At 73.3% G+C, this 20,223-nt stretch carries 17 protein-coding genes and 1 pseudogene; 16 read left to right on the forward strand and 2 right to left on the reverse strand.

Annotation, left to right across the window (positions count from 1 at the left end; translation table 11 throughout):
• Window positions 1-34: 34 nt before the first annotated feature.
• The 15 genes from AYX06_RS15290 to AYX06_RS15360 all read left to right on the forward strand — a co-directional run bounded on the left by AYX06_RS15290 (window position 35) and on the right by AYX06_RS15360 (window position 17,060).
• Window positions 35-1,588 (forward strand): ABC transporter ATP-binding protein, encoded by a 1,554-nt coding sequence (locus AYX06_RS15290; protein WP_062736496.1) that lies wholly within the window; start codon window positions 35-37, stop codon window positions 1,586-1,588.
• Window positions 1,585-2,838: an ABC transporter permease gene (locus AYX06_RS15295; protein WP_062736497.1), complete on the forward strand. Its 1,254-nt coding sequence runs from the start codon at window positions 1,585-1,587 to the stop codon at window positions 2,836-2,838. Before AYX06_RS15290 ends, AYX06_RS15295 begins: the two co-directional genes overlap by 4 nt.
• Window positions 2,835-4,214 (forward strand): ABC transporter permease, encoded by a 1,380-nt coding sequence (locus AYX06_RS15300; RefSeq protein WP_062736498.1) that lies wholly within the window; start codon window positions 2,835-2,837, stop codon window positions 4,212-4,214. The genes AYX06_RS15295 and AYX06_RS15300 overlap by 4 nt, the downstream gene beginning before the upstream one ends.
• Window positions 4,215-4,222: 8 nt before the next feature.
• Complete coding sequence (locus AYX06_RS15305) at window positions 4,223-4,660, forward strand: cytidine deaminase (protein WP_062736499.1); 438 nt, start codon at window positions 4,223-4,225, stop codon at window positions 4,658-4,660.
• Window positions 4,661-4,761: 101 nt separating this feature from the next.
• Window positions 4,762-6,069, forward strand: a complete 1,308-nt coding sequence (locus AYX06_RS15310) for a thymidine phosphorylase (RefSeq protein ID WP_062736500.1) — start codon at window positions 4,762-4,764, stop codon at window positions 6,067-6,069.
• Window positions 6,070-6,141: 72 nt separating this feature from the next.
• Complete coding sequence (locus tag AYX06_RS15315; RefSeq protein WP_147017599.1) at window positions 6,142-7,710, forward strand: hypothetical protein; 1,569 nt, start codon at window positions 6,142-6,144, stop codon at window positions 7,708-7,710.
• 7 nt (window positions 7,711-7,717) lie between these two features.
• Window positions 7,718-8,842: an adenosine deaminase gene (locus AYX06_RS15320; protein WP_062736502.1), complete on the forward strand. Its 1,125-nt coding sequence runs from the start codon at window positions 7,718-7,720 to the stop codon at window positions 8,840-8,842.
• Window positions 8,839-9,573: a MazG family protein gene (locus AYX06_RS15325; protein ID WP_062736503.1), complete on the forward strand. Its 735-nt coding sequence runs from the start codon at window positions 8,839-8,841 to the stop codon at window positions 9,571-9,573. The genes AYX06_RS15320 and AYX06_RS15325 overlap by 4 nt, the downstream gene beginning before the upstream one ends.
• A 189-nt stretch (window positions 9,574-9,762) precedes the next feature.
• Window positions 9,763-11,046, forward strand: coding sequence for a phosphopyruvate hydratase (gene eno, locus AYX06_RS15330; RefSeq protein ID WP_062736504.1), 1,284 nt, complete (start codon window positions 9,763-9,765; stop codon window positions 11,044-11,046).
• Window positions 11,047-11,163: 117 nt separating this feature from the next.
• The gene (locus AYX06_RS19385) at window positions 11,164-11,934 is read left to right on the forward strand and encodes an FtsB family cell division protein (RefSeq protein WP_084271659.1); all 771 of its coding nucleotides are present in this window, start codon (window positions 11,164-11,166) and stop codon (window positions 11,932-11,934) included.
• 8 nt (window positions 11,935-11,942) lie between these two features.
• Window positions 11,943-12,551, forward strand: coding sequence for a DUF501 domain-containing protein (locus AYX06_RS15340; RefSeq protein ID WP_062736505.1), 609 nt, complete (start codon window positions 11,943-11,945; stop codon window positions 12,549-12,551).
• A 64-nt stretch (window positions 12,552-12,615) separates the two neighbouring features.
• Window positions 12,616-13,566 carry a Ppx/GppA phosphatase family protein gene (locus AYX06_RS15345; protein WP_062736506.1) on the forward strand — a complete coding sequence of 317 codons (951 nt, stop codon included), beginning with the start codon at window positions 12,616-12,618 and terminating at the stop codon, window positions 13,564-13,566.
• A 23-nt stretch (window positions 13,567-13,589) separates the two neighbouring features.
• The gene (locus tag AYX06_RS15350) at window positions 13,590-15,023 is read left to right on the forward strand and encodes a S8 family serine peptidase (RefSeq protein ID WP_062736507.1); all 1,434 of its coding nucleotides are present in this window, start codon (window positions 13,590-13,592) and stop codon (window positions 15,021-15,023) included.
• An 86-nt stretch (window positions 15,024-15,109) separates the two neighbouring features.
• Window positions 15,110-16,519 (forward strand): NAD(P)/FAD-dependent oxidoreductase, encoded by a 1,410-nt coding sequence (locus tag AYX06_RS15355; protein ID WP_062736508.1) that lies wholly within the window; start codon window positions 15,110-15,112, stop codon window positions 16,517-16,519.
• A gap of 196 nt (window positions 16,520-16,715) precedes the next feature.
• Window positions 16,716-17,060: a hypothetical protein gene (locus AYX06_RS15360; RefSeq protein WP_062736509.1), complete on the forward strand. Its 345-nt coding sequence runs from the start codon at window positions 16,716-16,718 to the stop codon at window positions 17,058-17,060.
• A gap of 77 nt (window positions 17,061-17,137) precedes the next feature.
• Here AYX06_RS15360 and AYX06_RS15365 read toward each other — a convergent pair whose 3' ends face one another.
• On the reverse strand, window positions 17,138-17,482 hold the full coding sequence (locus tag AYX06_RS15365; protein ID WP_062736510.1) for a hypothetical protein: 345 nt from the start codon (window positions 17,480-17,482) through the stop codon (window positions 17,138-17,140).
• A 130-nt stretch (window positions 17,483-17,612) separates the two neighbouring features.
• Window positions 17,613-18,766 (reverse strand): annotated as a pseudogene (locus AYX06_RS15370) (IS3 family transposase).
• A 398-nt stretch (window positions 18,767-19,164) separates the two neighbouring features.
• Between AYX06_RS15370 and AYX06_RS15380 the strand changes: the two are divergent.
• A complete protein-coding gene (locus tag AYX06_RS15380; RefSeq protein ID WP_062735104.1) occupies window positions 19,165-20,175 on the forward strand; it encodes an IS481 family transposase in 1,011 nt (336 codons plus the stop codon).
• The last annotated feature ends 48 nt before the right edge of the window (window positions 20,176-20,223 follow it).

A 20,223-nucleotide genomic window follows, 5' to 3' on the forward strand; every position in this document is an offset into this window, starting at 1 on the left:
CCGGGGCCGCGCACGGCCCAAGAGGAGGACCACCATGAAGCTCGAGCTGCAGTCCATCACCAAGCGGTTCGGTGCCTTCGCGGCCAACGAGGACATCGACCTCGTCGTCGAGCCCGGGCAGATCCACTGCCTGCTCGGGGAGAACGGGGCCGGCAAGTCGACCCTGATGAACGTCCTGTACGGGCTCTACCGGCCCACCGCGGGGCGCATCCTCGTGGACGGCGCCGAGGTGTCCTTCAAGGGCCCCGGCGACGCCATGGCCGCCGGCATCGGCATGGTGCACCAGCACTTCATGCTCGTGCCCGTGTTCACGGTCGCCGAGAACGTCGCCCTGGGGGCGGAGAGCACGAAGGGCGCGGCCCTGGACCTGGAGACCACCCGCCGCCGGATCCGGGAGATCTCCGACCGCTACGGCTTCCACGTGGACCCGGACGCCGTCGTGGAGGACCTGCCCGTGGGCGTCCAGCAGCGCGTCGAGATCATCAAGGCCCTCGTGCGGGAGGCCCAGGTTCTCATCCTGGACGAGCCCACCGCCGTGCTCACCCCGCGCGAGACCGACGAGCTGCTCGAGATCATGCGCCAGCTGCGCAGCTCGGGCCGCTCGATCCTGTTCATCTCGCACAAGCTGCGCGAGGTCAAGGAGATCTCCGACGTGATCACCGTGGTCCGCCGCGGCCGCGTGGTGGGACAGACCTCCCCGGAGGCCTCGACCTCCGAGCTCGCCGCGCTGATGGTGGGCCGCGACGTCTCCCTCACGGTGGCCAAGGGGCAGGCCGCACCGGGGGAGCGCGCCCTCGAGGTCAGCGGGCTCACCGTGGTCGGCGACAACGGCGTGAAGCTGCTCGACGACGTCAGCTTCGACGTGGCCCGCGGGGAGATCCTCGCGGTGGCCGGTGTGCAGGGCAACGGCCAGACCGAGCTCGCCGAGGCGATCCTGGGCCTGCGGGAGCGGGCCACCGGCTCGATCCGGCTGGGCGGCACGGAGCTGCTGGGCAGGTCGGTGCGCCAGGTGCTGGAGGCCGGCGTGGGATTCGTCCCGGAGGACCGCTCCACGGACGGGCTCGTGGGGCCCTTCACCGTCGCCGAGAACCTGGTGCTGGACCTCTACGGCGACGACCGCTTCTCCCGCGGGCCCTCCCTGCGCCTGGGCGAGATCCTGGCCAACGCCCGCCGCGCCGTCGAGCAGTTCGACGTGCGCACCCCGTCGGTGGACGCCCCGGTCCGGACGCTCTCCGGCGGCAACCAGCAGAAGGTCGTGATCGCCCGGGAGCTGTCCCGGCCGCTCGAGCTCTTCCTCGCCTCCCAGCCCACCCGCGGGGTGGACGTCGGGTCGATCGAGTTCATCCACGAGCAGATCGTCGCCGAGCGGGACAAGGGCGTGCCCGTGCTCATCGTCTCCACCGAGCTCGACGAGGTCTACGCGCTCGCGGACCGCATCGCCGTGTTCTTCCACGGCCGCATCATGGGCATCGTCGGCCCCGACACCCCGCGGGACGTCCTGGGCCAGATGATGGCCGGGGCCACCGCCGAGGAGGCCCGCGCCTCCACCGCCCAGCACACCGCCCAGCACACGAAGGAGCAGGCATGAGCGCCACCGGAGCGGCCCCCGCGGTCGCCGAGCAGCAGAGCGCGCCGCCGCCCACGGCCACCACCCCCGACGCCCCGCGGCGCACCTGGCTGGGCTCGGCGCTGCAGTCGGTGCTCGCGATCGTCGCGGCCCTGGTGCTGGGCGGGCTGCTGATCGCCGTGACCGACGAGCGCGTCGCCGACGCCGCGGGCTACTTCTTCGCCCGCCCCGCGGACACCCTCGGCGCAATGTGGGCCGCGGCGTCCTCCGCCTACGAGGCCATGTTCTACGGCGCCGTCTACAACCCCAACGGCACGACCTTCGCCCAGCGGATCTACCCGCTCACCGAGACGCTGACCGTGGCCACCCCGCTGATCCTCGCGGGCCTCGGCGTGGCCGTGGCCTTCCGGGCGGGGCTGTTCAACATCGGCGCCCAGGGCCAGCTGCTGATCGGCGCGGCCCTCGCCGCGTGGGTGGGCTTCGCCTGGCAGCTGCCGGTGGGCGTGCACCTGCTCGCCGTGGTCCTCGCCGGCGCCCTGGGCGGGGCCCTGTGGGGCGGGATCGTCGGGCTGCTCAAGGCCCGCACCGGGGCCCACGAGGTGATCCTCACGATCATGCTCAACTACATCGCGCTGAACCTGGTCGCCTACCTGCTGACCCGGCCCGCGTTCCTGCGTCCCGGGTCCTCGAACCCGGTGAGCCCGCAGGTCGCCGAGACCGCGATGTTCCCGCGGCTGCTGGGGGAGCAGTTCCGGCTGCACTGGGGCTTCGTGCTCGCGGTCCTCGCCACCGTGTTCGTGGCGTGGCTGCTCCACCGCTCCACGGTGGGCTTCGAGCTGCGCTCCGTGGGCGCCAACCCGCGCGCGGCCCGCACCGCGGGCATCTCCGTCACGCGCGGCTACGTCGTCGTCATGCTGCTCGCGGGCGCGCTGGCCGGTCTCGCGGGCGTCGCGCAGGTCGCCGGCACCGAGCGGGCGCTGACCTCCGGGATCGCCGCGTCCTTCGGCTTCGACGCGATCACGGTGGCCCTGCTGGGCCGGTCCCGGCCGTGGGGGACGTTCTTCGCCGGCCTGCTCTACGGCGCCTTCCGCGCCGGAGGCGTCACGATGCAGTCGATGACCGGCACGAACATCGACATCGTGCTGGTCGTGCAGTCGCTGATCGTGCTGTTCATCGCCCTGCCGCCGCTGCTGAGAACCGGCCAGGACCGGGTCCGGGCCCGGCGCGGACGGGGCACCACCACCACCGCCACCGAGGGGGCCCGGGCATGAGCTCGCAGGAACCGACACCGCAGCACGAGAGCGCCCCGTGGGACGGCGGCAGCACCGCCACCACCACTGCCGCCACCGGCACCGCCACCGCGCCGGCCGAGTCCGAGCTGTCCACGGCGGCGGCCAACGAGGTCGTGGGCGTGACCAGCTGGCGCACCCCCGTGGTCCTGGCCCTGCTGAGCGCCGTGGCCCTCGTCCTGTTCGCGCTCAACGCCCCGGACAACCGGGTCGCCTTCCGCGTCTCCGAGGACGGCGACCTCTTCCGCGTGCCGGACCTGGCGGTCAACGGCGTGGTGTGGGGCTGGCTCACCGCGGTCGTGCTCCTCGCCCTGACGGCCCTGGCGTTCGTGCGCGCCCGGGCCCGGGCGCAGCTGCCCCGCTGGGCGGTGCTGGTCTTCGGCTTCTTCTTCGTCAGCGGCTTCCTCGTGTGGGTCGTGGGCAGCTCGCGCACCCCGGACGTGTCCCTGTCGGGCCTGCTCGCCGGGTCCGTGGCCCTGGCCATCCCGCTGATCTTCGGCTCCCTGGGCGGGCTGCTGTGCGAGCGCTCCGGGGTCGTGAACATCGCGATCGAGGGCCAGCTGCTGTTCGGCGCCTTCTCCGCGGCCGTGGCCGGGTCCCTGTCCGGCAGCGCCTGGGTGGGGCTGCTGGCCGCCGTGCTCGGCGCGGGCCTGGTCTCCCTGGTGCTCGCCGTCTTCTCGATCACCTACAAGGTCAACCAGGTGATCGTGGGCGTGGTGCTCAACGTGCTGGTCTCCGGGCTGACCGGCTTCCTCTTCGCCACGGTGCTGGAGACCAACGCGAGCGTGTTCAACTCCCCGCCGCGGCTGCCGCGCTTCGCCGTGCCCGTGCTCTCCGAGATCCCCGTGGTCGGCCCCATCCTCTTCGACCAGTCCGTGATCGGGTACCTGATGTACGTGGCGGTGGCCGTGGTGTGGTTCGCCCTCTACCGCACCCGCTGGGGGCTGCGCACCCGCGCGGTGGGCGAGCACCCCAAGGCCGCGGACACCCTGGGCGTGAAGGTCAACGCGCTGCGCTTCCGCAACGTGCTGCTCGGCGGCATGGTCGCCGGGGTCGGCGGGGCGTTCTACACCCTGGTCTCCGTGTCCGCGTTCACCCGGGACATGACCTCCGGGGCCGGGTACATCGCCCTGGCCGCGCTGATCTTCGGCCGGTGGAACCCCATCGGGGCGCTGCTCGCGTCCCTGCTGTTCGGCTTCGCGTCCAACCTCCAGTCGATCCTGTCCTTCCTGGGCACCCCGGTGCCCAGCCAGTTCCTGGCGATGCTCCCGTACGTCGTGACGATCCTGGCGGTGGCCGGGCTCGTCGGCGCCTCCCGCGCCCCCGCGGCCTCGGGCCAGCCCTACACCAAGGAGTGAAGCCCACCGTGACCGAGCACCAGCCCCCGGCGGGGACCACAGCCGCCCCCGACGCCCCGGAGGACACCGTGGACTGGGCGCGGCTGCGCGCGGCCGCCGTCGCCGCCCGCGAGCACGCCTACGTGCCGTACTCCCGCTTCCCCGTGGGCGCGGCCGCACTGACCGAGGACGGGCGCGTGGTCTCCGGGTGCAACGTGGAGAACGCCTCCTACGGGCTGACCCTGTGCGCGGAGTGCTCCCTGGTCTCGGCCCTGCACATGTCCGGCGGCGGCCGGCTCGCCGCCTTCGTCTGCGTGGACGCCCAGGGCGACGTCCTGATGCCCTGCGGGCGCTGCCGCCAGCTGCTGTACGAGCACCGGGCGCCCGGTCTGCGGCTGCTCACCGTCTCCGGGGTGCGGACCATGGCCGAGGTCCTGCCCGACGCCTTCGGCCCCGAGCACCTCTGACCGGCCGCGGTCGCCTCCGACGAACTCTCCGACGAACTCTCCGACGAGCCCTCCGGCGGCCCCGTGCCGCCGCACCGAACCTCCTGCCGAAAGGACCCCTCATGACCGAGCAGTTCGACGCCGTCGACGTCATCCGGACCAAGCGCGACGGCGAGACGCTCTCGCCCGCCCAGATCGCGTGGGTGGTGGACGCCTACACCCGCGGGGTCGTGGCGGAGGAGCAGATGAGCGCGCTGGCCATGGCGATCTTCCTGCGCGGCATGGACCGGGACGAGATCGCGGGCTGGACCCGGGCGATGATCGCCTCGGGGGAGCGGATGGACTTCTCGCAGCTCGTGCGCTCCGGGGCCCGCTCGGCGACCAGCGACAAGCACTCGACCGGCGGGGTGGGGGACAAGATCACGCTGCCGCTGGCGCCGCTCGTGGCGGTCTACGGGGTGGCCGTCCCGCAGCTGTCCGGCCGCGGGCTCGGCCACACCGGCGGCACCCTGGACAAGCTCGAGTCGATCCCCGGGTGGCGTGCCGCGCTGACCAACGCGGAGATGATGGACCAGCTGCGCGACGTCGGCGCGGTGATCTGCGCCGCCGGCTCCGGCCTGGCCCCGGCCGACAAGAAGCTCTACGCGCTGCGCGACGTCACCGGCACGGTGGAGTCCATCCCGCTCATCGCCTCCTCCATCATGTCCAAGAAGATCGCCGAGGGCACGCAGTCCCTGGTGCTCGACGTCAAGGTCGGCTCCGGCGCGTTCATGAAGGACCTCGCGTCCGCCCACGAGCTGGCCCGCACCATGGTGGACCTCGGCACGGACGCCGGCGTGACGACCACCGCGCTGCTCACCGACATGTCCACGCCCCTGGGTCTGGCGGTCGGCAACGCCGTGGAAGTCCAGGAGTCCGTGGACGTGCTCGCCGGGGGAGGCCCGGCCGACGTCGTGGAGCTCACCGTCGCGCTCGCCGCGGAGATGCTCGCCGCCTCCGGGATCCCCGACGCGGACCCCGCGGAGGCCCTGCGGGACGGCCGCGCGATGGACGTGTGGCGGGCCATGATCTCCGCCCAGGGCGGGGACCCCGGCGCCCCGCTGCCGCAGGCCCGGGAGTCCGAGACCGTCACGGCCGAGGCCGACGGGGTGCTCACCGAGCTCGACGCCTACAAGGTCGGGCTGGCCTCCTGGCGCCTCGGCGCGGGCCGGGCCCGCCGGGAGGACCCGGTCCAGGCCGGTGCCGGGATCCTGCTGCACGCCAAGCCCGGCGACGCCGTCCGGGCGGGCCAGCCGCTGCTGACGCTGCGCACCGACACCCCCGAGCGCTTCGCCCGGGCCCGAGAGGCCCTCGAGGGCGCCGCCGTGGTCCTGCCCTCGGCCCCGGAAGACCGTCCGGCCCGCGGGGTGGTCCTCGAGACCGTGCGCTGAGACCGCCGGGAGGGGTCCCCGCGGGCCCGCCTATACTGCGGAGAGAACCAGCGCGAAACGAGAACCGAGGGCGTGCGCACACGCTCAGAAGGGTGGGTCCAGTTGGGTCTGCGAGGCATTTTCCGGAAGAACAGCGGTGACGGCACGTCGCAGGAGACGGCCCCGGAGGGCCGCCCGGCCGCTCCGCCCGCCGGGCAGACCGGTCCCGGCGAGGCCGAGGGACGAGCGGGCGCACCCGTCGCCCCGGGCCGGGAGCACGGGGCCGGGGAGGCCCGCCCGGTGCCGCCGGAGGGGCCGCTGGCCGTTCTCGTGGAGCGGCTGACGTCCCGCGGGGCCGACCGCGCCGTGCTCACCCTGGTCCAGCGCGGCAACACCATGACGCACCAGACGGAGCAGTCCGTGGGGGACGTGGCCCCGTCCGTGGAGTCGGGCACCGTGGACCAGGACTCGCCGCTGTTCGACCCGGTCGCCGACCTCTACAGCGAGGCCATGTCCTCCCCGCGGGGCGCGTGGCAGAACGCCCGCATCGAGGTGGGCCCGGAGCAGGGCGGGGTCCGTCCCGTCGTGACCACCTACGGGTTCGCCGACGGGGCCGAGGACGTGCAGACCTGGCGGTCGGGCCGGCCCACCCCGCCGCCCCCGGCGAGCGCCGTGGGGACGGACGGCGACGAGCGCCCCGGTGACCGGGCCGCCGGCGCCCCGGCGCACGAGCAGCGGCCCGACGAGCGGTGGACCGAGGACTCCGGGGCCCGCTCCGGGACCGGCGCCCCGGAGGCCGCGGCGCAGGACGCCGAGGCCCCGGACAGCGGGGCACCGGCCGCCGAGCCCGCTCCCGCGACCGGCGGCACGCCGGTCATCACCGAGGTCGACGGACCCACCGGCTCCTCCGCAGCCCCGTCCGGGCCCAGCGCGGCCGGAACCGCACCGGGGACCGCACCCGGGACCGACGACGCCCAGCGCGTCCCCGACCACGTCGACCACGAGGAGTGGCACGAGGACGTCGAGCCGCCGGCCCCCACCGGCGCCGGCGCCGCCGCTGCCGCCGCGGTCGCGGCCGGCACCTCGACCGGCGAGGACCAGGACTCCTCGGCGCCGGAGACCGCCGTCTCCACCGACGTCTCCCCGTCCTACCGCGCCCCGTCCGTGGCCACGGACCGCCCCTCGCAGGACGCCCTCGCCGAGGGCAACCTCGTGCTCAAGGAGGCCGACGTCCTGCGCCGGCTCGCGGCCGCCCAGCGGCGCCTGTTCGGCCCGGACGGCACGGCCATGGACGTCTCCACCGTCCTGGTGCGCATCCGCGCCCTGGGCACCTACTACGACGCCCTCACGCACGTGCGCAAGAACGGCTTCTGGGACCAGCGCCGCACCTTCGACCTGATCCCCGAGGACCTGCTGCACGTGCAGCAGTTCAAAAACGAGTCCTACGTGGAGGGCACCGGCGCTCCGCTGGCCATGATGTTCCGCTTCCGCCCGGGCATCCCCCCGGAGGTGTCCTTCGACTACGCCGACGAGGAGGCCTTCGTGCGCTACGAGGAGCGGCTGCCCGCGCAGAACTACCTCGAGGAGCTGCGCATGTACCCGCGGACCGGGGCGAACATCCCGCAGCACATGAACGAGGCCCTGCAGGACTGGAACTACTGAGCCCGTGATGCTGACGTCCGCCGAACGCGGTCCGGCCCGGGTGCCGGACCGCGTGCTCCGTGACCTGCCCAAGGTCTGCCTGCACGACCACCTCGACGGCGCGCTGCGCCCGGCCACGGTGGTCGAGCTGGCCGCCGCCGCCGGGCACCGCCTGCCGGTCGAGGAGCCCGAGGCCCTCGGCCGGTGGATCCGCGCCAGCGCCGACTCCGGCTCGCTGGTGCGCTACCTGGAGACGTTCCAGCACACCGTGGCCGTGATGCAGTCCCCCGAGGCGCTCGTGCGCTGCGCCCGGGAGTACGTCGAGGACCTCGTCGCCGACGGCGTCGTGCACGCCGAGGTCCGGTGGGCCCCGGAGCAGCACACCGCGGGCGGGCTGTCGATGGCCGAGGCCGTCGAGGCCGTCCGGCTGGGGCTCTCCGAGGGGGTGCTCGCCGCGGAGGACGCCGGGCACATCGTCTCCGTCACCCAGATCCTGTGCGCCATGCGCCACGCCGAGCGCTCCCTCGAGGTCGCCCGCCTGGTGGTCGACAACCGGGACCGCGGCGTCGTGGCCTTCGACCTCGCCGGGCCCGAGGACGGCTTCCCGCCGGTGCGCCACCGCGCGGCCCTCGAGCTGCTCGCGGACGAGCTCATGCCCGTGACCCTGCACGCCGGCGAGGCGGCGGGCATCGGCTCCATCCGGGACGCGCTGGCTACGGGCCGCGCCCTGCGGCTGGGCCACGGGGTGCGCATCGCGGAGGACATCGAGATCGAGGAGGAGGACGGCGTCGCCGTCGTCACGCTCGGCCGCACCGCCGAGTGGGTCCGGGACCGGGGCATCGCGCTCGAGGTCTGCCCCACGTCCAATCTCCAGACCGGCGCGGTGGCCGCCTTCGGCACCGCCCCCGAACGCCACCCGGTGGACATGCTCTACCGCACGGGCTTCACCGTGACCATCTCCCCGGACAACCGGCTGATGAGCGGCACGTCGGTCACCGGTGAGCTCGCCTCCCTCGTGACCCACTTCGGCTACGGGCTCGAGGACCTGGAGCAGCTGCAGCGCAACGCGGCCGCGGCCGCGTTCCTGCCGCTGGAGGACCGCAGCGCACTGGAGGGGATCATCACGGAGGGCTTCGAAGGGATGCACGGATGAGCCAGGGACACGGAACGGACGACGTCCCCGCAGGACTGGGCGTGCCCGAGCGCACCGCGCAGCGCTTCGCGGAGCTCGTGGCGGTCATGGACCGGCTGCGCTCCCCGGGCGGGTGCGCCTGGGACGGCCAGCAGACCCACGAGTCGCTCGTGCGCTATCTCGTGGAGGAGGCCTACGAGGTGGTCGAGGCCGTCGAGGCCGAGGGCGGCCCGGCCGCCCACGCCTCCCTGCTGGTCGAGGAGCTCGGCGACGTCCTGCTGCAGGTGGTCTTCCACGCGCGCGTCGCCCAGGAGCGCCCGCGCGCCGAGGGCGGGTTCGACGTCGCCGACGTGCTGGAGGCGATCACCACCAAGCTGGTGCGCCGCCACCCGCACGTCTTCGACCCCGGGGCGTCCGGGGACGTGGCGGGGGAGCAGACCCTCGACCAGCTGCACTCCCGCTGGGAGGACCTCAAGCAGGCCGAGAAGCCCGAGCGGACCGGGCCCTTCGACGGCATCCCGCCGCACCTGCCCGCCCTGGCCCTGGCGGAGAAGACCCTCGCCCGGGCCCGCAAGCACGACCTCGAGCCCCCGGCCCCCCACGGGCAGGAGGCCGCCGGCCCGCACACCGAGGAGGAACTGGGGGAGGCCCTGTTCGCGCTCGTGCGCACCGCCTCCTCCCGCGGACTGGACGCCGAGCGGGCCCTGCGCGGGGCCGCCCGCGCCTACGCCGCCGCGCGGGACGGCGACTGAGCCCGTCCCGGGCCGCCGCCGGCAAGGACCGGGCCGCCACGAGTCGCTAGGCTGGATCCGGCAGGGGCGCCCGGTCGTGACGGGGACGTGCCCCGACCGGTGCCCGGCACCGGTCTCCCGCCCGCCCCGCACGTTCCACGCCCGCACCACCGTCAGCACGAACGCCAGCACCAACGTCAGGAGCACCACATGGCCATGATCACCGCAGTGCACGCCCGTCAGATCCTCGACTCCCGCGGCAACCCGACCGTGGAGGTCGAGGTCCTCCTGGAGGACGGCAGCTACGGCCGGGCGGCCGTCCCCTCGGGCGCCTCGACCGGAGCCTTCGAGGCGGTCGAGCGCCGCGACGGCGACAAGAAGGTGTACCTCGGCAAGGGCGTCCTCGACGCCGTGAAGGCCGTGGACGAGGAGATCGCCGAGGCCGTGATCGGTCTCGACGCCACCGACCAGCGCCTGATCGACCGGACCATGCTCGACCTCGACGGCACGGACAACAAGGCCAGCCTCGGCGCCAACGCGATCCTGGGCGTCTCCCTCGCCGTGGCCCGCGCGGCCGCGAACGCCTCCGACCTGGAGCTCTACAAGTACCTGGGCGGGCCCAACGCCCACGTGCTGCCGGTGCCGATGATGAACATCCTCAACGGCGGCTCCCACGCGGACTCCAACGTGGACATCCAGGAGTTCATGATCGCCCCGATCGGCGCGGCGACCTTCTCCGAGGCCCTGCGCACCGGTGTGGAGGTCTACCACTCCCTCAAGGCCGTGCTCAAAGAGCGCGGGCTGGCCACCGGCCTGGGCGACGAGGGCGGCTTCGCCCCGAACCTGGAGTCCAACCGCGCCGCCCTGGACCTCATCTCCGAGGCGATCGAGAAGGCCGGCTACACCGTGGGCACCGACGTGGCGCTCGCCCTGGACGTCGCCTCCTCCGAGTTCTTCGAGAACGGCGCGTACAGCTTCGAGGGCAAGCAGCTCAGCGCCGCGGAGATGACCGCCTACTACGAGGAGCTCGTGCGGGACTACCCGATCGTCTCCATCGAGGACCCGCTGGACGAGGACGACTGGGAGGGCTGGCAGACCCTGACCGCCTCCGTGGGCACCCAGGTGCAGATCGTCGGCGACGACCTGTTCGTCACCAACCCGGAGCGGCTCAGCCGCGGCATCGCGGAGGGGGCCGGCAACGCCCTGCTCGTGAAGGTCAACCAGATCGGCTCCCTCACGGAGACCTTCGACGCCATCTCCCTGGCCCAGCGGCACATGTTCCACTGCATGATCTCGCACCGCTCGGGCGAGACCGAGGACACCACGATCGCCGACATCGCGGTGGCCACCAACGCCGGGCAGATCAAGACCGGCGCGCCGGCCCGCTCCGAGCGCGTGGCGAAGTACAACCAGCTGCTGCGCATCGAGGAGGAGCTCGGCGACGCCGCGCGCTACGCGGGCGCCTCGGCGTTCCCGCGCTACACCGCGAAGTGAGGCGCCGCGGCGGCCGGGCCGGCGGGTCCGGCCGCCGCGAGGGCGGGCCGTCCCCGGACGGCCGCCCCCTGAGCGCTAGACTGGTCCCCGTTCCCGCCCGTTCCCCGTGAGGTCCCCATGCCCGCTCCCCGTCCTCGCACCACCCGCCTGCTCGGCGGCCGGGACGCCGCGCAGGGTGCCGCGCCGGGGACCCGCGGGCCGGGCGGCGGCTCCAGCGCCGTGGGATCACCCACCCCCGCCCGCACCTTCAGCGGCCGTTTCCTGCTCCTGACGCTGGTGGCCGTGCTCATCGTCTTCCTGGCGGCCCCGACCACCAAGATCTGGCTCGAGCAGCGCGCCGAGATCGCGGCCCTCGAGCAGTCCATCGCCGACATGGAGGCCGAGCAGGCGTCCTTGGAGGACCGGGTGGACCAGTGGTCGGACGAGACCTACGTCAAGCAGCAGGCACGGGACCGGCTCCTCTACGTCATGCCGGGGGAGCGGTCCTACCTCGTGGTGGGCGCCGAGGAGATGGAGGGCGCCGTGGTGGACTCCTCGGCGGCCCAGGTGGAGGCCGAGAAGCCCGCCTGGGTGGACGCCCTCTGGGACTCCGTGGTCAGCTCCGCCTACGAGGACGCCGCCGCAGCACCGGAGACGCTCGGCACCGAGGACACGAGCGGGACCGACGACCCGGACGGCACCGGCGCCACCGGCACCACCGACGACACCGGCACCGACGACACCGACAGCACGGACGGCACCGGTGCCGCCGAGGACACCGGCGGGGCCCAGGACGGCGGGACCCCGGTCCCGGCGGACGGCGCCGCCGAGGGGACCCCCGCCCCGACGGGCGGGACCGACGAGCCGCAGGACGCGGCGACGGACAGCCGCGGCACGGCCGCGGAGTGAGGAACGGCGTGAACTTCCAGCACGGACACGAACCCGGCGAGGCGGCGGGCGGACCACGCGCCCCGCGGGGGCTCGGGGTGACGGCCGAGACGGTCGCGCCCACGGCCCTGGACCTGCAGGTCCTGTCCCGCCAGCTCGGGCGCCCGGTCCGCGACGTCGTCGAGATCCCGGCGCGCTGCACCTGCGGGAACCCGCTCGTGGCGGCCACCGCGCCCCGGCTGGCCAACGGGACGCCGTTCCCCACCGTGTTCTACCTGGCCCACCCGGTGATCACGGCCGCGGTGTCCCGGCTCGAGGCCGGCGGGCTGATGTACGAGATGTCCGACCGGATCGTGCAGGACGAGGAGCTCGCCGCGGCCCACCGCGCCGCGCACGAGGACTACCTCGCCGAGCGGGCCCGGATCGGGGCTCGGGCGGGCACCGGGCCCGTCCCGGAGATCGAGGGCATCTCCGCCGGGGGCATGCCCGTGCGGGTCAAGTGCCTGCACGTGCTCGCCGGCCACGCCCTCGCGGCGGGCCGCGGCGTGAACGTGCTCGGCGACGAGACCCTGGAGGCGATCGCCGAGTGGTGGACCCCCGGGACGTGCCACTGCGACCCGGCCTGGCGCGAGGCCTGAGCCCCCTTCCGGTCCGCTCCCGCGGCCCGGCCTTCCCCCGCCCCCACCACCTCGAGGACGACCCATGCGCGTATGCGCCATCGACTGCGGCACCAACTCCATCCGCCTGCTCATCGCCGACACCCGGGAGGAGGGCGGCCGCACGGTCCTCGACGACCTGGTGCGGGAGATGCGCGTGGTCCGGCTGGGCCAGGGCGTGGACGCCACCGGCTGGCTGGCGGAGGCGGCCCTGGAGCGCACCTTCGCGGCCGCCGACGAGTACGCCCGGCTCCTGGCGGAGCACGGCGTCGAGCAGCTGCGGTTCGTCGCCACGAGCGCCACCCGCGACGCCGGCAACCGGGACGTCTTCCTCGCGGGGATCCGCGAGCGGCTCGGCGTGAGCCCCGAGGTGATCACCGGGGACGAGGAGGCGGAGCTGTCGTTCCTCGGCGCGTCCGCGGCCGTGCCCGGCACCGACCCGGAGGACCGGGTGCTCGTGGTGGACCTGGGCGGAGGGTCCACCGAGTTCGTGCTCGGCAACTCCCGGGGCGTGCGTGCCGAGCGCAGCGTGGACATCGGCTGCGTCCGGCTCACCGAGCGGCACCTCGGCTCCAACCCGCCCACCCCGGAGCAGCAGGCGGCCGTCCTGCGCGACGTCGACCACGCGGTGGACGTGGTGCAGCAGAGCGTGCCCCTGGCCGAGGCCACCCACCTCGTGGGGGTGGCCGGCACGATCACCACCGTCACCGCGCACGCGCTCGGGCTGCCCGGCTACGACCCCGAGGCGATCGACGGGACCGAGCTCCCGGCCGAGCGGATCGACCGGGCGTGCCGGGAACTCACGGCCATGACCCGCCAGGAGCGGGCCGCGCTGCCCTACATGCACGAGGGCCGGGTCGACGTCATCGGCGGCGGAGCCCTCGTGTGGCGGCGGATCGTGGAGCGGGTCGGCGCCGCCACCGGCGGCCGGGTGTGCACGGCGATCGCCAGCGAGCACGATATTTTGGACGGGATCGCCCTGTCCCAGCTCGGCTGACCGGCCCCGACCCGGAAGGACCCATGGTCTCCACCCCCGCCCGCCGCCGCACTCCGCGCCCCCGCGTGCCCGCGCGGTGGACGGCCGCGGCGGCCGTGTGCGCCGTGGCCGGCACCGCAGCGGCCGGCACCGCCGTGGCGGGGCCGGTCCATGCCCGGCCGCCGGCCCCGGCCCCCAGCATCCCGATCGAGGACCCCGTCAGCCCGGCGCCCGGCGAGACCCCCGCCCCGGACACCTCGCGGATCGCCGAGGACGGCATCCGCTCCCTGCAGTACTGGCTGGACGAGTACGGGGTGCGCGAGGCCTGGAAGGAGTCGACGGGCGAGGGCGCCCGGATCGCGGTCATCGACACGGGGGTGGACGGCTCCCACCAGGACCTGGAGGGCGCCGTCGTCGGCGGCACCGACGTCTCGGGCGGGGGCGCCGCCGACGGCCAGGAGGGCCTCGGCACGGAGCCCGAGCACGGGACCCTCGTGGCCTCCGTGGCCGCGGGCCGCGGCCACGTGGCCCCGGGCGGGCGCGACGACGCCGGACCGGGCCGCCCCGCCGGCGTGGTCGGGGTGGCTCCCGACGCCGAGGTGCTCGCCGTGTCCACGTGGCTGGGCGGGGAGACCTCGGAGGTCCGCAGCGTGGACGAGCAGCTCCCGGACGCCGTCCGGTGGGCCGTGGACCAGGGCGCGGACGTCATCAACATGTCCGTGGGCTCCAACACCACCTCCTGGCCCGAGAGCTGGGACGAGGCGTTCCTCTACGCCGAGGAGAAGGACGTGCTGATCGTCGCCTCCGCGGGCAACCGGGGTTCTGGGCTCGTCCAGGTGGGCGCCCCGGCCACCATCCCCGGAGTGCTCACGGTGGGCGGCGTGGGCCGCACCGGGGAGGCGAGCTGGGAGTCCTCCTCGCAGGGCATCTCCATCGCCGTCGCCGGCCCCTCCGAGGACATGGTGGGCGCCATCCCCGGGGACCGCTACGCGTCGTGGGCGGGGACCTCCGCGTCCGCACCCGTGGTCGCGGGCACCGCCGCCCTCATCAAGGCGAAGTGGCCCGAGATGAGCTCCGCCCAGGTCGCCAACCGGATCATCTCCACCGCCCGGGACACCGGGGCCCCGGGCAAGGACCCGCTCTACGGCTACGGGGTGCTCGACGTCGAGGCCGCGCTGACCGAGGACGTCGCCGAGGTCGGGGCGAACCCGCTGGGCAGCATGCGGCAGTGGGTGCAGGTCCACCGGCGGAGCGTCGGGGCGACGCCCGGGGCCACGCCGGCGGAGAGCTCCGCACCCGTCACCGAGGAGGTCGAGGCCGAGGTCGCCCCGCCCGAACCGGTGGCCCCGATCGACGAGACGGGCCTGCTGCCCGTGGTGGTGCTCACAGGGTTCGGGCTGCTCGTCCTGGGCCTGACCGCCGGGGCCGCCGTGCACATCCGCCGCATCGTGCGCGAGGACGCGGACGGCGGAGCCTGAGCCGGTGCCGCGGCCGCTCCCGGACACGGTGCCGGGCCTCCTGCCGGGGACCCGGGGCCGACAGCTTTCTGAGTAGACTCGGGGGCATGTCTTTCACTCAACTGGCCAAGGATCGTCCGCGCCTTCTGATCGTCGGCGGAGGCTACGTCGGCTTCACCGTGGCGCAGGAACTGCAGAAGCGGATCAAGGACTCCGGCGGGGTCGTGACCGTCGTCGACCCCAACCCGTACATGACCTACCTGCCCTTCCTCCCGGAGGTGGCCGCCGGCAACATCGAGGGCCGCCACGCCGTGGTCCCGCACCGTCAGCACCTGCGTGACTGCGAGCTCGTCGGCGGGCGCGTGATCGGCGTCGACCACGCCAACCGCACCGCGACCGTCCAGGGCGTCGACGAGGGCGAGACCTTCGAGCTCGCCTACGACGAGATCGTGATCTCCGGTGGGTCCGTCACCCGCGCCTTCCCGATCGAGGGCCTCGCCGAGAACGGCATCGGCCTGAAGTCCATCGAGGAGGCCGTGGGGCTGCGCGACTGGGTCCTCGAGCGCATCGAGTTCGCATCCCTGACCTCCGACGAGGACGAGCGCCGCCGCGCACTGACCTTCGTCGTGGTCGGCGGCGGGTACGCCGGCACGGAGGGCCTCGCCGAGATCGAGGACATGGCCCGCACCGCCGTGGAGCGCAACGACCGCCTGCAGCCGTCCGACCTGCGCTTCGTGCTGATCGAGGCCATGGGCCGGATCATGCCGGAGGTCTCCGAGGAGCGGGCCGAGAAGGTCGTGGCCCACCTGCGCAGCCGTGGCATCGAGGTGCTGCTCAACACATCCCTCGACTCCGCCGTGGACAAGCACCTGAAGCTGATCAACATGCAGGACAAGTCCCCGGCCGGCGAGATCGACACGGACACCCTCGTCTGGACCGCCGGCGTGCAGGCCAACCCCCTGGTGAAGAACACCGACTTCCCGCTGGACCAGCGCGGGCGCGTGCGTGCCGGGGCCGACCTGCGGATCACCGGCGACGACGGGCCCCTCGAGGGCGCCTGGGCCGCCGGCGACGTCGCGGCCGTCCCGGACCTGACCGGCGGCGGCGTCGGCGGGTTCTGCGTGCCGAACGCCCAGCACGCCGTGCGCCAGGCCCGCGTCCTGGCCAAGAACGTCCTGGCCGCCCGCGCGGGCAAGCCGCTGGAGGACTACTACCACGAGAACCTCGGCGCCGTGGCCGGCCTGGGCCTGTACAAGGGCGTGGCCAGCATCAAGAACCTGCCCGGCATCAAGGGCAACGGGGTCGAGTTCTCCGGCTTCCCGGCCTGGATGATGCACCGCCTCTACCACGGCTATGCGATCCCCACCGTGGAGCGCAAGGCACGGGTGTTCTCCGAGTACGTGCTCAACGCCGTGTTCGGCCGCGACACCGCGCCGATCCGGCACGCGCGCGAGCCCCGGCTGAACTTCCAGGAGGCCACCGGCACCGCCCCGGCCACGAGCAAGGCCAGCCTCTGACACCACCGTCCGACCCGCTCGACCCCGCCCCGGCACCGCCCGGCAGCGGGGTCGAGCCGTTCCCGGGACCGGCCCGGCCGGCGGGGGATGGTCCGCAAAGCGCACGCCTCCTTGTGGGCGTGCGCCGCGTTCCCTAGGCTGACGCGACCGCAGGACACCGTCTCGCGGCGACCGCACGCGAAGAAGGGTGCACCCCATGGACCACCACGTCTCCGTCCTCGTCCAGGTCGACCGGCAGAGCGCCGCCGTGCGCCTGGTCGTCAGCGGATGCCTGACCGAGCACAACCACCAGGCCGTGCGTCCGCTCGTCCTCCGGGCGCGCACCCTGTTCCCTCCGGCGAACGTCATGGTGGACCTGACCTGCGCCGACCACGTGGAGGCCTCCGCGGTGGACCTGCTGCGCTGGTCCCTCGACGAGGACGCCATGCTGGAGCAGATCGGCCCGGTGGAGCTCGTGCTCCCGGATCCGCTGCCCGAGCACCGGCCCGCACCGTACGGCGGGCGCCGCGGCCGGGACGCGGTGTCCGGACTCGCGGCCTGAGCAGGTCCCTCGCCGACCAGGACGTCCGCGAGCTGGGCGGCTGAGCAGGCCGCGGCCTGGCCAGCGCGCCGGCCGGTTCAGGCGGCGAGCCATCCGGGAGCCCGCAGATGGCGGGTCATCCGTGCGGGCGCCTCCGGGTGCTCCGGCAGCGCGCACGAGAGCAGCAGCTCCACCGGGCTCGTCCCCTCCAGCGTGGGGTCGTGGTCGACCGCGGTGCGCAGTTGCCCGACCGCGCTCCCCTCGACGTGCTCGGCGGCGGTGAGGTCCACGCTGACCGTCACCGGCGGGATCAGGGTCCGGGCTCGGCGGATGAGCGGGTGCAGGGCGTGCTGATTGGCCTCGGTCAGGCAGCCGGTCACCAGCAGCCGCACGTAGCGGCCGTCGAGGTCCACCTGGACGAGGACGGAGAGCTTGTGGTCCATGGGAGCATCCTTCTTCGCATGCATTCCGGCGGCCACCTGCTGGACCGCTGCTCAGCCTAGGCAGCGTGCGGCGGTCGTCACAAGCAGTCTGACCTGCCCCACGGTTCGCTTACCCCGTGCGGTCTGAAGATCAGGCAGGAATGGATGGTGATTCGTAGCGTAGTTCGTGGGTGACCGGGGACTCGTAGTTCAGCTGTGAGTGACGCCGTTGCCGGTTGTAGAAGATCTCGATGTACTCGAAGATCGCGTTGGCCAGATCGATCCGGGTGCGCCACTTCTTCCGGTTGAGCAGCTCGATCTGCATGGAGGACCAAAAGGATTCCATCATCGCGTTGTCGTAGCCATCCCCGATCGTCCCGAATGAGGGCATCAGGCCCGCCTCCCGGATGCGGCGGGTGAAGGCCCAGGAGGTGAACTGCACGCCGTGATCGGCGTGCACGATCCCGCCCGGCGCCGGTCGACGGTTCTTGATCGCCATGTCCAGGGCGTTGACCACCAGGGAGGAGTCCTGGTGGTTGTCGATGGACCAGCCGACGATCCGGCGGGAGAAGGCGTCCAGCACCGCGCAGCAGTAGATTTTGCCTTCTCTGGTGGGGTGCTCGGTGATGTCCGTGACCCATAGTTCATTGGGCGCCAGCCGGTGGAACTTCCGGTGCACCAGGTCATCGGCGGTGGCCACGCCCTTGAGTTTCTTCACCTTGGCCGGGCCCGGTAGCCCGGCGATCCCCGCGAGACTCATCAGCACGGCCACCAGGTTCTCACTGACCACCACGTCCATGCCGCGGGTGAGCTCTGCGTGGACCCGCCGGGAGCCGTAGGTGCCGCGGGAGGCGGTATGCACTTCCCGGATCAGCCCCGTGAGCCACTGCCGGCGCATTGCCGTGGGCGACAGCGGCCGATTCTTGTACTGGTAGTAGCCGGGACTGCTCACCCCGAGCAGCCGGCAGCAGACCTTGACGGGGTGCCCGGCGTCGACGAGCTCATCGATCACCGGATGAATCCTTTTGGGGCGGGACGGTCCTCCCCGAGCAGCTTCGTGGCGCGCTTAAGGATCTCGACCTCGGCCTCGAGGGCCCGGATGCGTTTCTTCGCCTTGGCCAGCTCCGCCGACTCATGGGTGGTGAGCCCGGGCCGTTCGCCGCGGTCAATCTGGTCCTGGCGAACCCAGTTGTGCAGCGCACCGGTGCTGATGCCCAGCTCGGCGGCGGTGGCGGTGATGGTCTTGCCGGCCCGTACGAGGGCGACGGCACGAAGACGGAACTCTGCAGGAAAGGGGCGTGGCATGGTCGGGGCCTCTCAATGAGATGCGCCGATCTTCACACCTACAGGGGTAAGCAGGCCATAGGGCAGGTCAGTCTGTCCACAAAACGCCGGACAGACCGCCTGCGAGCCGTCGCGCCGAACGGGCTGCGCGTGCGGCGGTTCCCGCGCGCCACAACGACCGGTGCCCACGGGCGGTCGCGATCGGCCGGCGGCGCAGCCCCGGTCGTGAGCGGCGTGCCGCCGCGGTCCGGCGTCCTGGCCCCGGGCCGTTCGCCGGTGCCCGTCCCGGCCCGGTCACCGGCGACTAGGTGTTGCGGGGCATGAGGTTCTTGGCGCGGGTGCGGCGCTGAGATGAGGAACGGGCTCCTCGCTTCAGGATGGAAGTTCCTACACCAACATCCGCGCGAGAGAGCCCGTTCATGACCCACCGTAATGCACCCCTGACCCCCACCGGCCGGCTGCGCATGGTCCACCGTCACCTCCACGACGGCATCCCGAAAGCCCATGTGGCGACCGAGTTCCGGGTCAGCCGTCCCACGGTGGCCACCTGGGTGGCCCGCTACCTCGCAGCGGGTGAGGCGGGGTTGGTCGATCATCCCTCGACTCCGCGGCGCAGCCCTCAGCGCACCCCTGCGGCGGTCGTGGAGCTCATCGAGTCCCTGCGCCGGGACCGGAAGTGGTCGGCCCGGCGCATCCACCGCCACCTGCTGGATCTGGGGCACCGCCTGCACCTGCGCACCGTGGGCCGCTGGCTGTCCCGGCTGGGCATCTCTCGGCTGCGCGACCTCACTCCGGACGGGGACGACCTGCGGCGCCCGCCGCGGCGGATCCGTGCGGGGTGGCCAGGGCACATGGTGCACCTGGACGTGAAGAAGGTCGGACGGATCCCCGACGGCGGCGGCTGGCGGGCCCACGGCCGTGGCAGCGCTGCTGCCAAGCAGTCCAAGCGTGGTCCCGGGGCGAAGGTCGGCTACACCTACCTGCACTCGGCCGTGGACGGGTTCTCAAGGCTGGCCTATACCGAGGCCCTCGAGGACGAGCGGGCGACCACCACGATCGGGTTCTTCTGCCGGGCGAGGGTGTTCTTCGCCGCCCACGGCATCGACCGGCTGCATCGGGTGGTCACCGACAACGGCGCCAACTACCGGGCGAAAGACTTCACCCGCACGGTGGAGGTCCTCGCCTCCCGGCATCAGCGGATCCGCCCGTACACCCCGCGCCACAACGGGAAGGTGGAGCGGTTCAACCGGCTGCTCGCCGACGAAGTCCTCTACGCCCGCCCCTACGCCAGCGAGCAGGCCCGCCGGGACGCGATCGGGGTGTGGGTCAACCACTTCAACTACCATCGGCCCCACACCGCCTGTGGTGATCAGCCCCCGGTCTCACGCACCCCGGCCCGTGCCAATAACGTCATGCCCTCTTACAACTAGGCTCGGGGAGGAACGGCAGGTTTTCGGGCGCCACGGTGCCCTGCCGAT

The sequence above is a fragment of the Kocuria turfanensis genome (assembly GCF_001580365.1).
Lineage (GTDB): Bacteria > Actinomycetota > Actinomycetes > Actinomycetales > Micrococcaceae > Kocuria > Kocuria turfanensis.

Coding starts and splice junctions, on each gene's coding strand:
- AYX06_RS19385 (WP_084271659.1), top strand. CDS start 11,164: ATGCCCGCTCCCCGTCCTCGCACCACCCGCCTGCTCGGCGGCCGGGAC.
- AYX06_RS15350 (WP_062736507.1), top strand. CDS start 13,590: ATGGTCTCCACCCCCGCCCGCCGCCGCACTCCGCGCCCCCGCGTGCCC.
- AYX06_RS15320 (WP_062736502.1), top strand. CDS start 7,718: ATGCTGACGTCCGCCGAACGCGGTCCGGCCCGGGTGCCGGACCGCGTG.
- AYX06_RS15300 (WP_062736498.1), top strand. CDS start 2,835: ATGAGCTCGCAGGAACCGACACCGCAGCACGAGAGCGCCCCGTGGGAC.
- AYX06_RS15295 (WP_062736497.1), top strand. CDS start 1,585: ATGAGCGCCACCGGAGCGGCCCCCGCGGTCGCCGAGCAGCAGAGCGCG.
- AYX06_RS15380 (WP_062735104.1), top strand. CDS start 19,165: ATGACCCACCGTAATGCACCCCTGACCCCCACCGGCCGGCTGCGCATG.
- AYX06_RS15360 (WP_062736509.1), top strand. CDS start 16,716: ATGGACCACCACGTCTCCGTCCTCGTCCAGGTCGACCGGCAGAGCGCC.
- AYX06_RS15365 (WP_062736510.1), bottom strand. CDS start 17,482: ATGGACCACAAGCTCTCCGTCCTCGTCCAGGTGGACCTCGACGGCCGC.
- AYX06_RS15310 (WP_062736500.1), top strand. CDS start 4,762: ATGACCGAGCAGTTCGACGCCGTCGACGTCATCCGGACCAAGCGCGAC.
- AYX06_RS15325 (WP_062736503.1), top strand. CDS start 8,839: ATGAGCCAGGGACACGGAACGGACGACGTCCCCGCAGGACTGGGCGTG.
- AYX06_RS15290 (WP_062736496.1), top strand. CDS start 35: ATGAAGCTCGAGCTGCAGTCCATCACCAAGCGGTTCGGTGCCTTCGCG.
- eno (WP_062736504.1), top strand. CDS start 9,763: ATGGCCATGATCACCGCAGTGCACGCCCGTCAGATCCTCGACTCCCGC.
- AYX06_RS15345 (WP_062736506.1), top strand. CDS start 12,616: ATGCGCGTATGCGCCATCGACTGCGGCACCAACTCCATCCGCCTGCTC.
- AYX06_RS15355 (WP_062736508.1), top strand. CDS start 15,110: ATGTCTTTCACTCAACTGGCCAAGGATCGTCCGCGCCTTCTGATCGTC.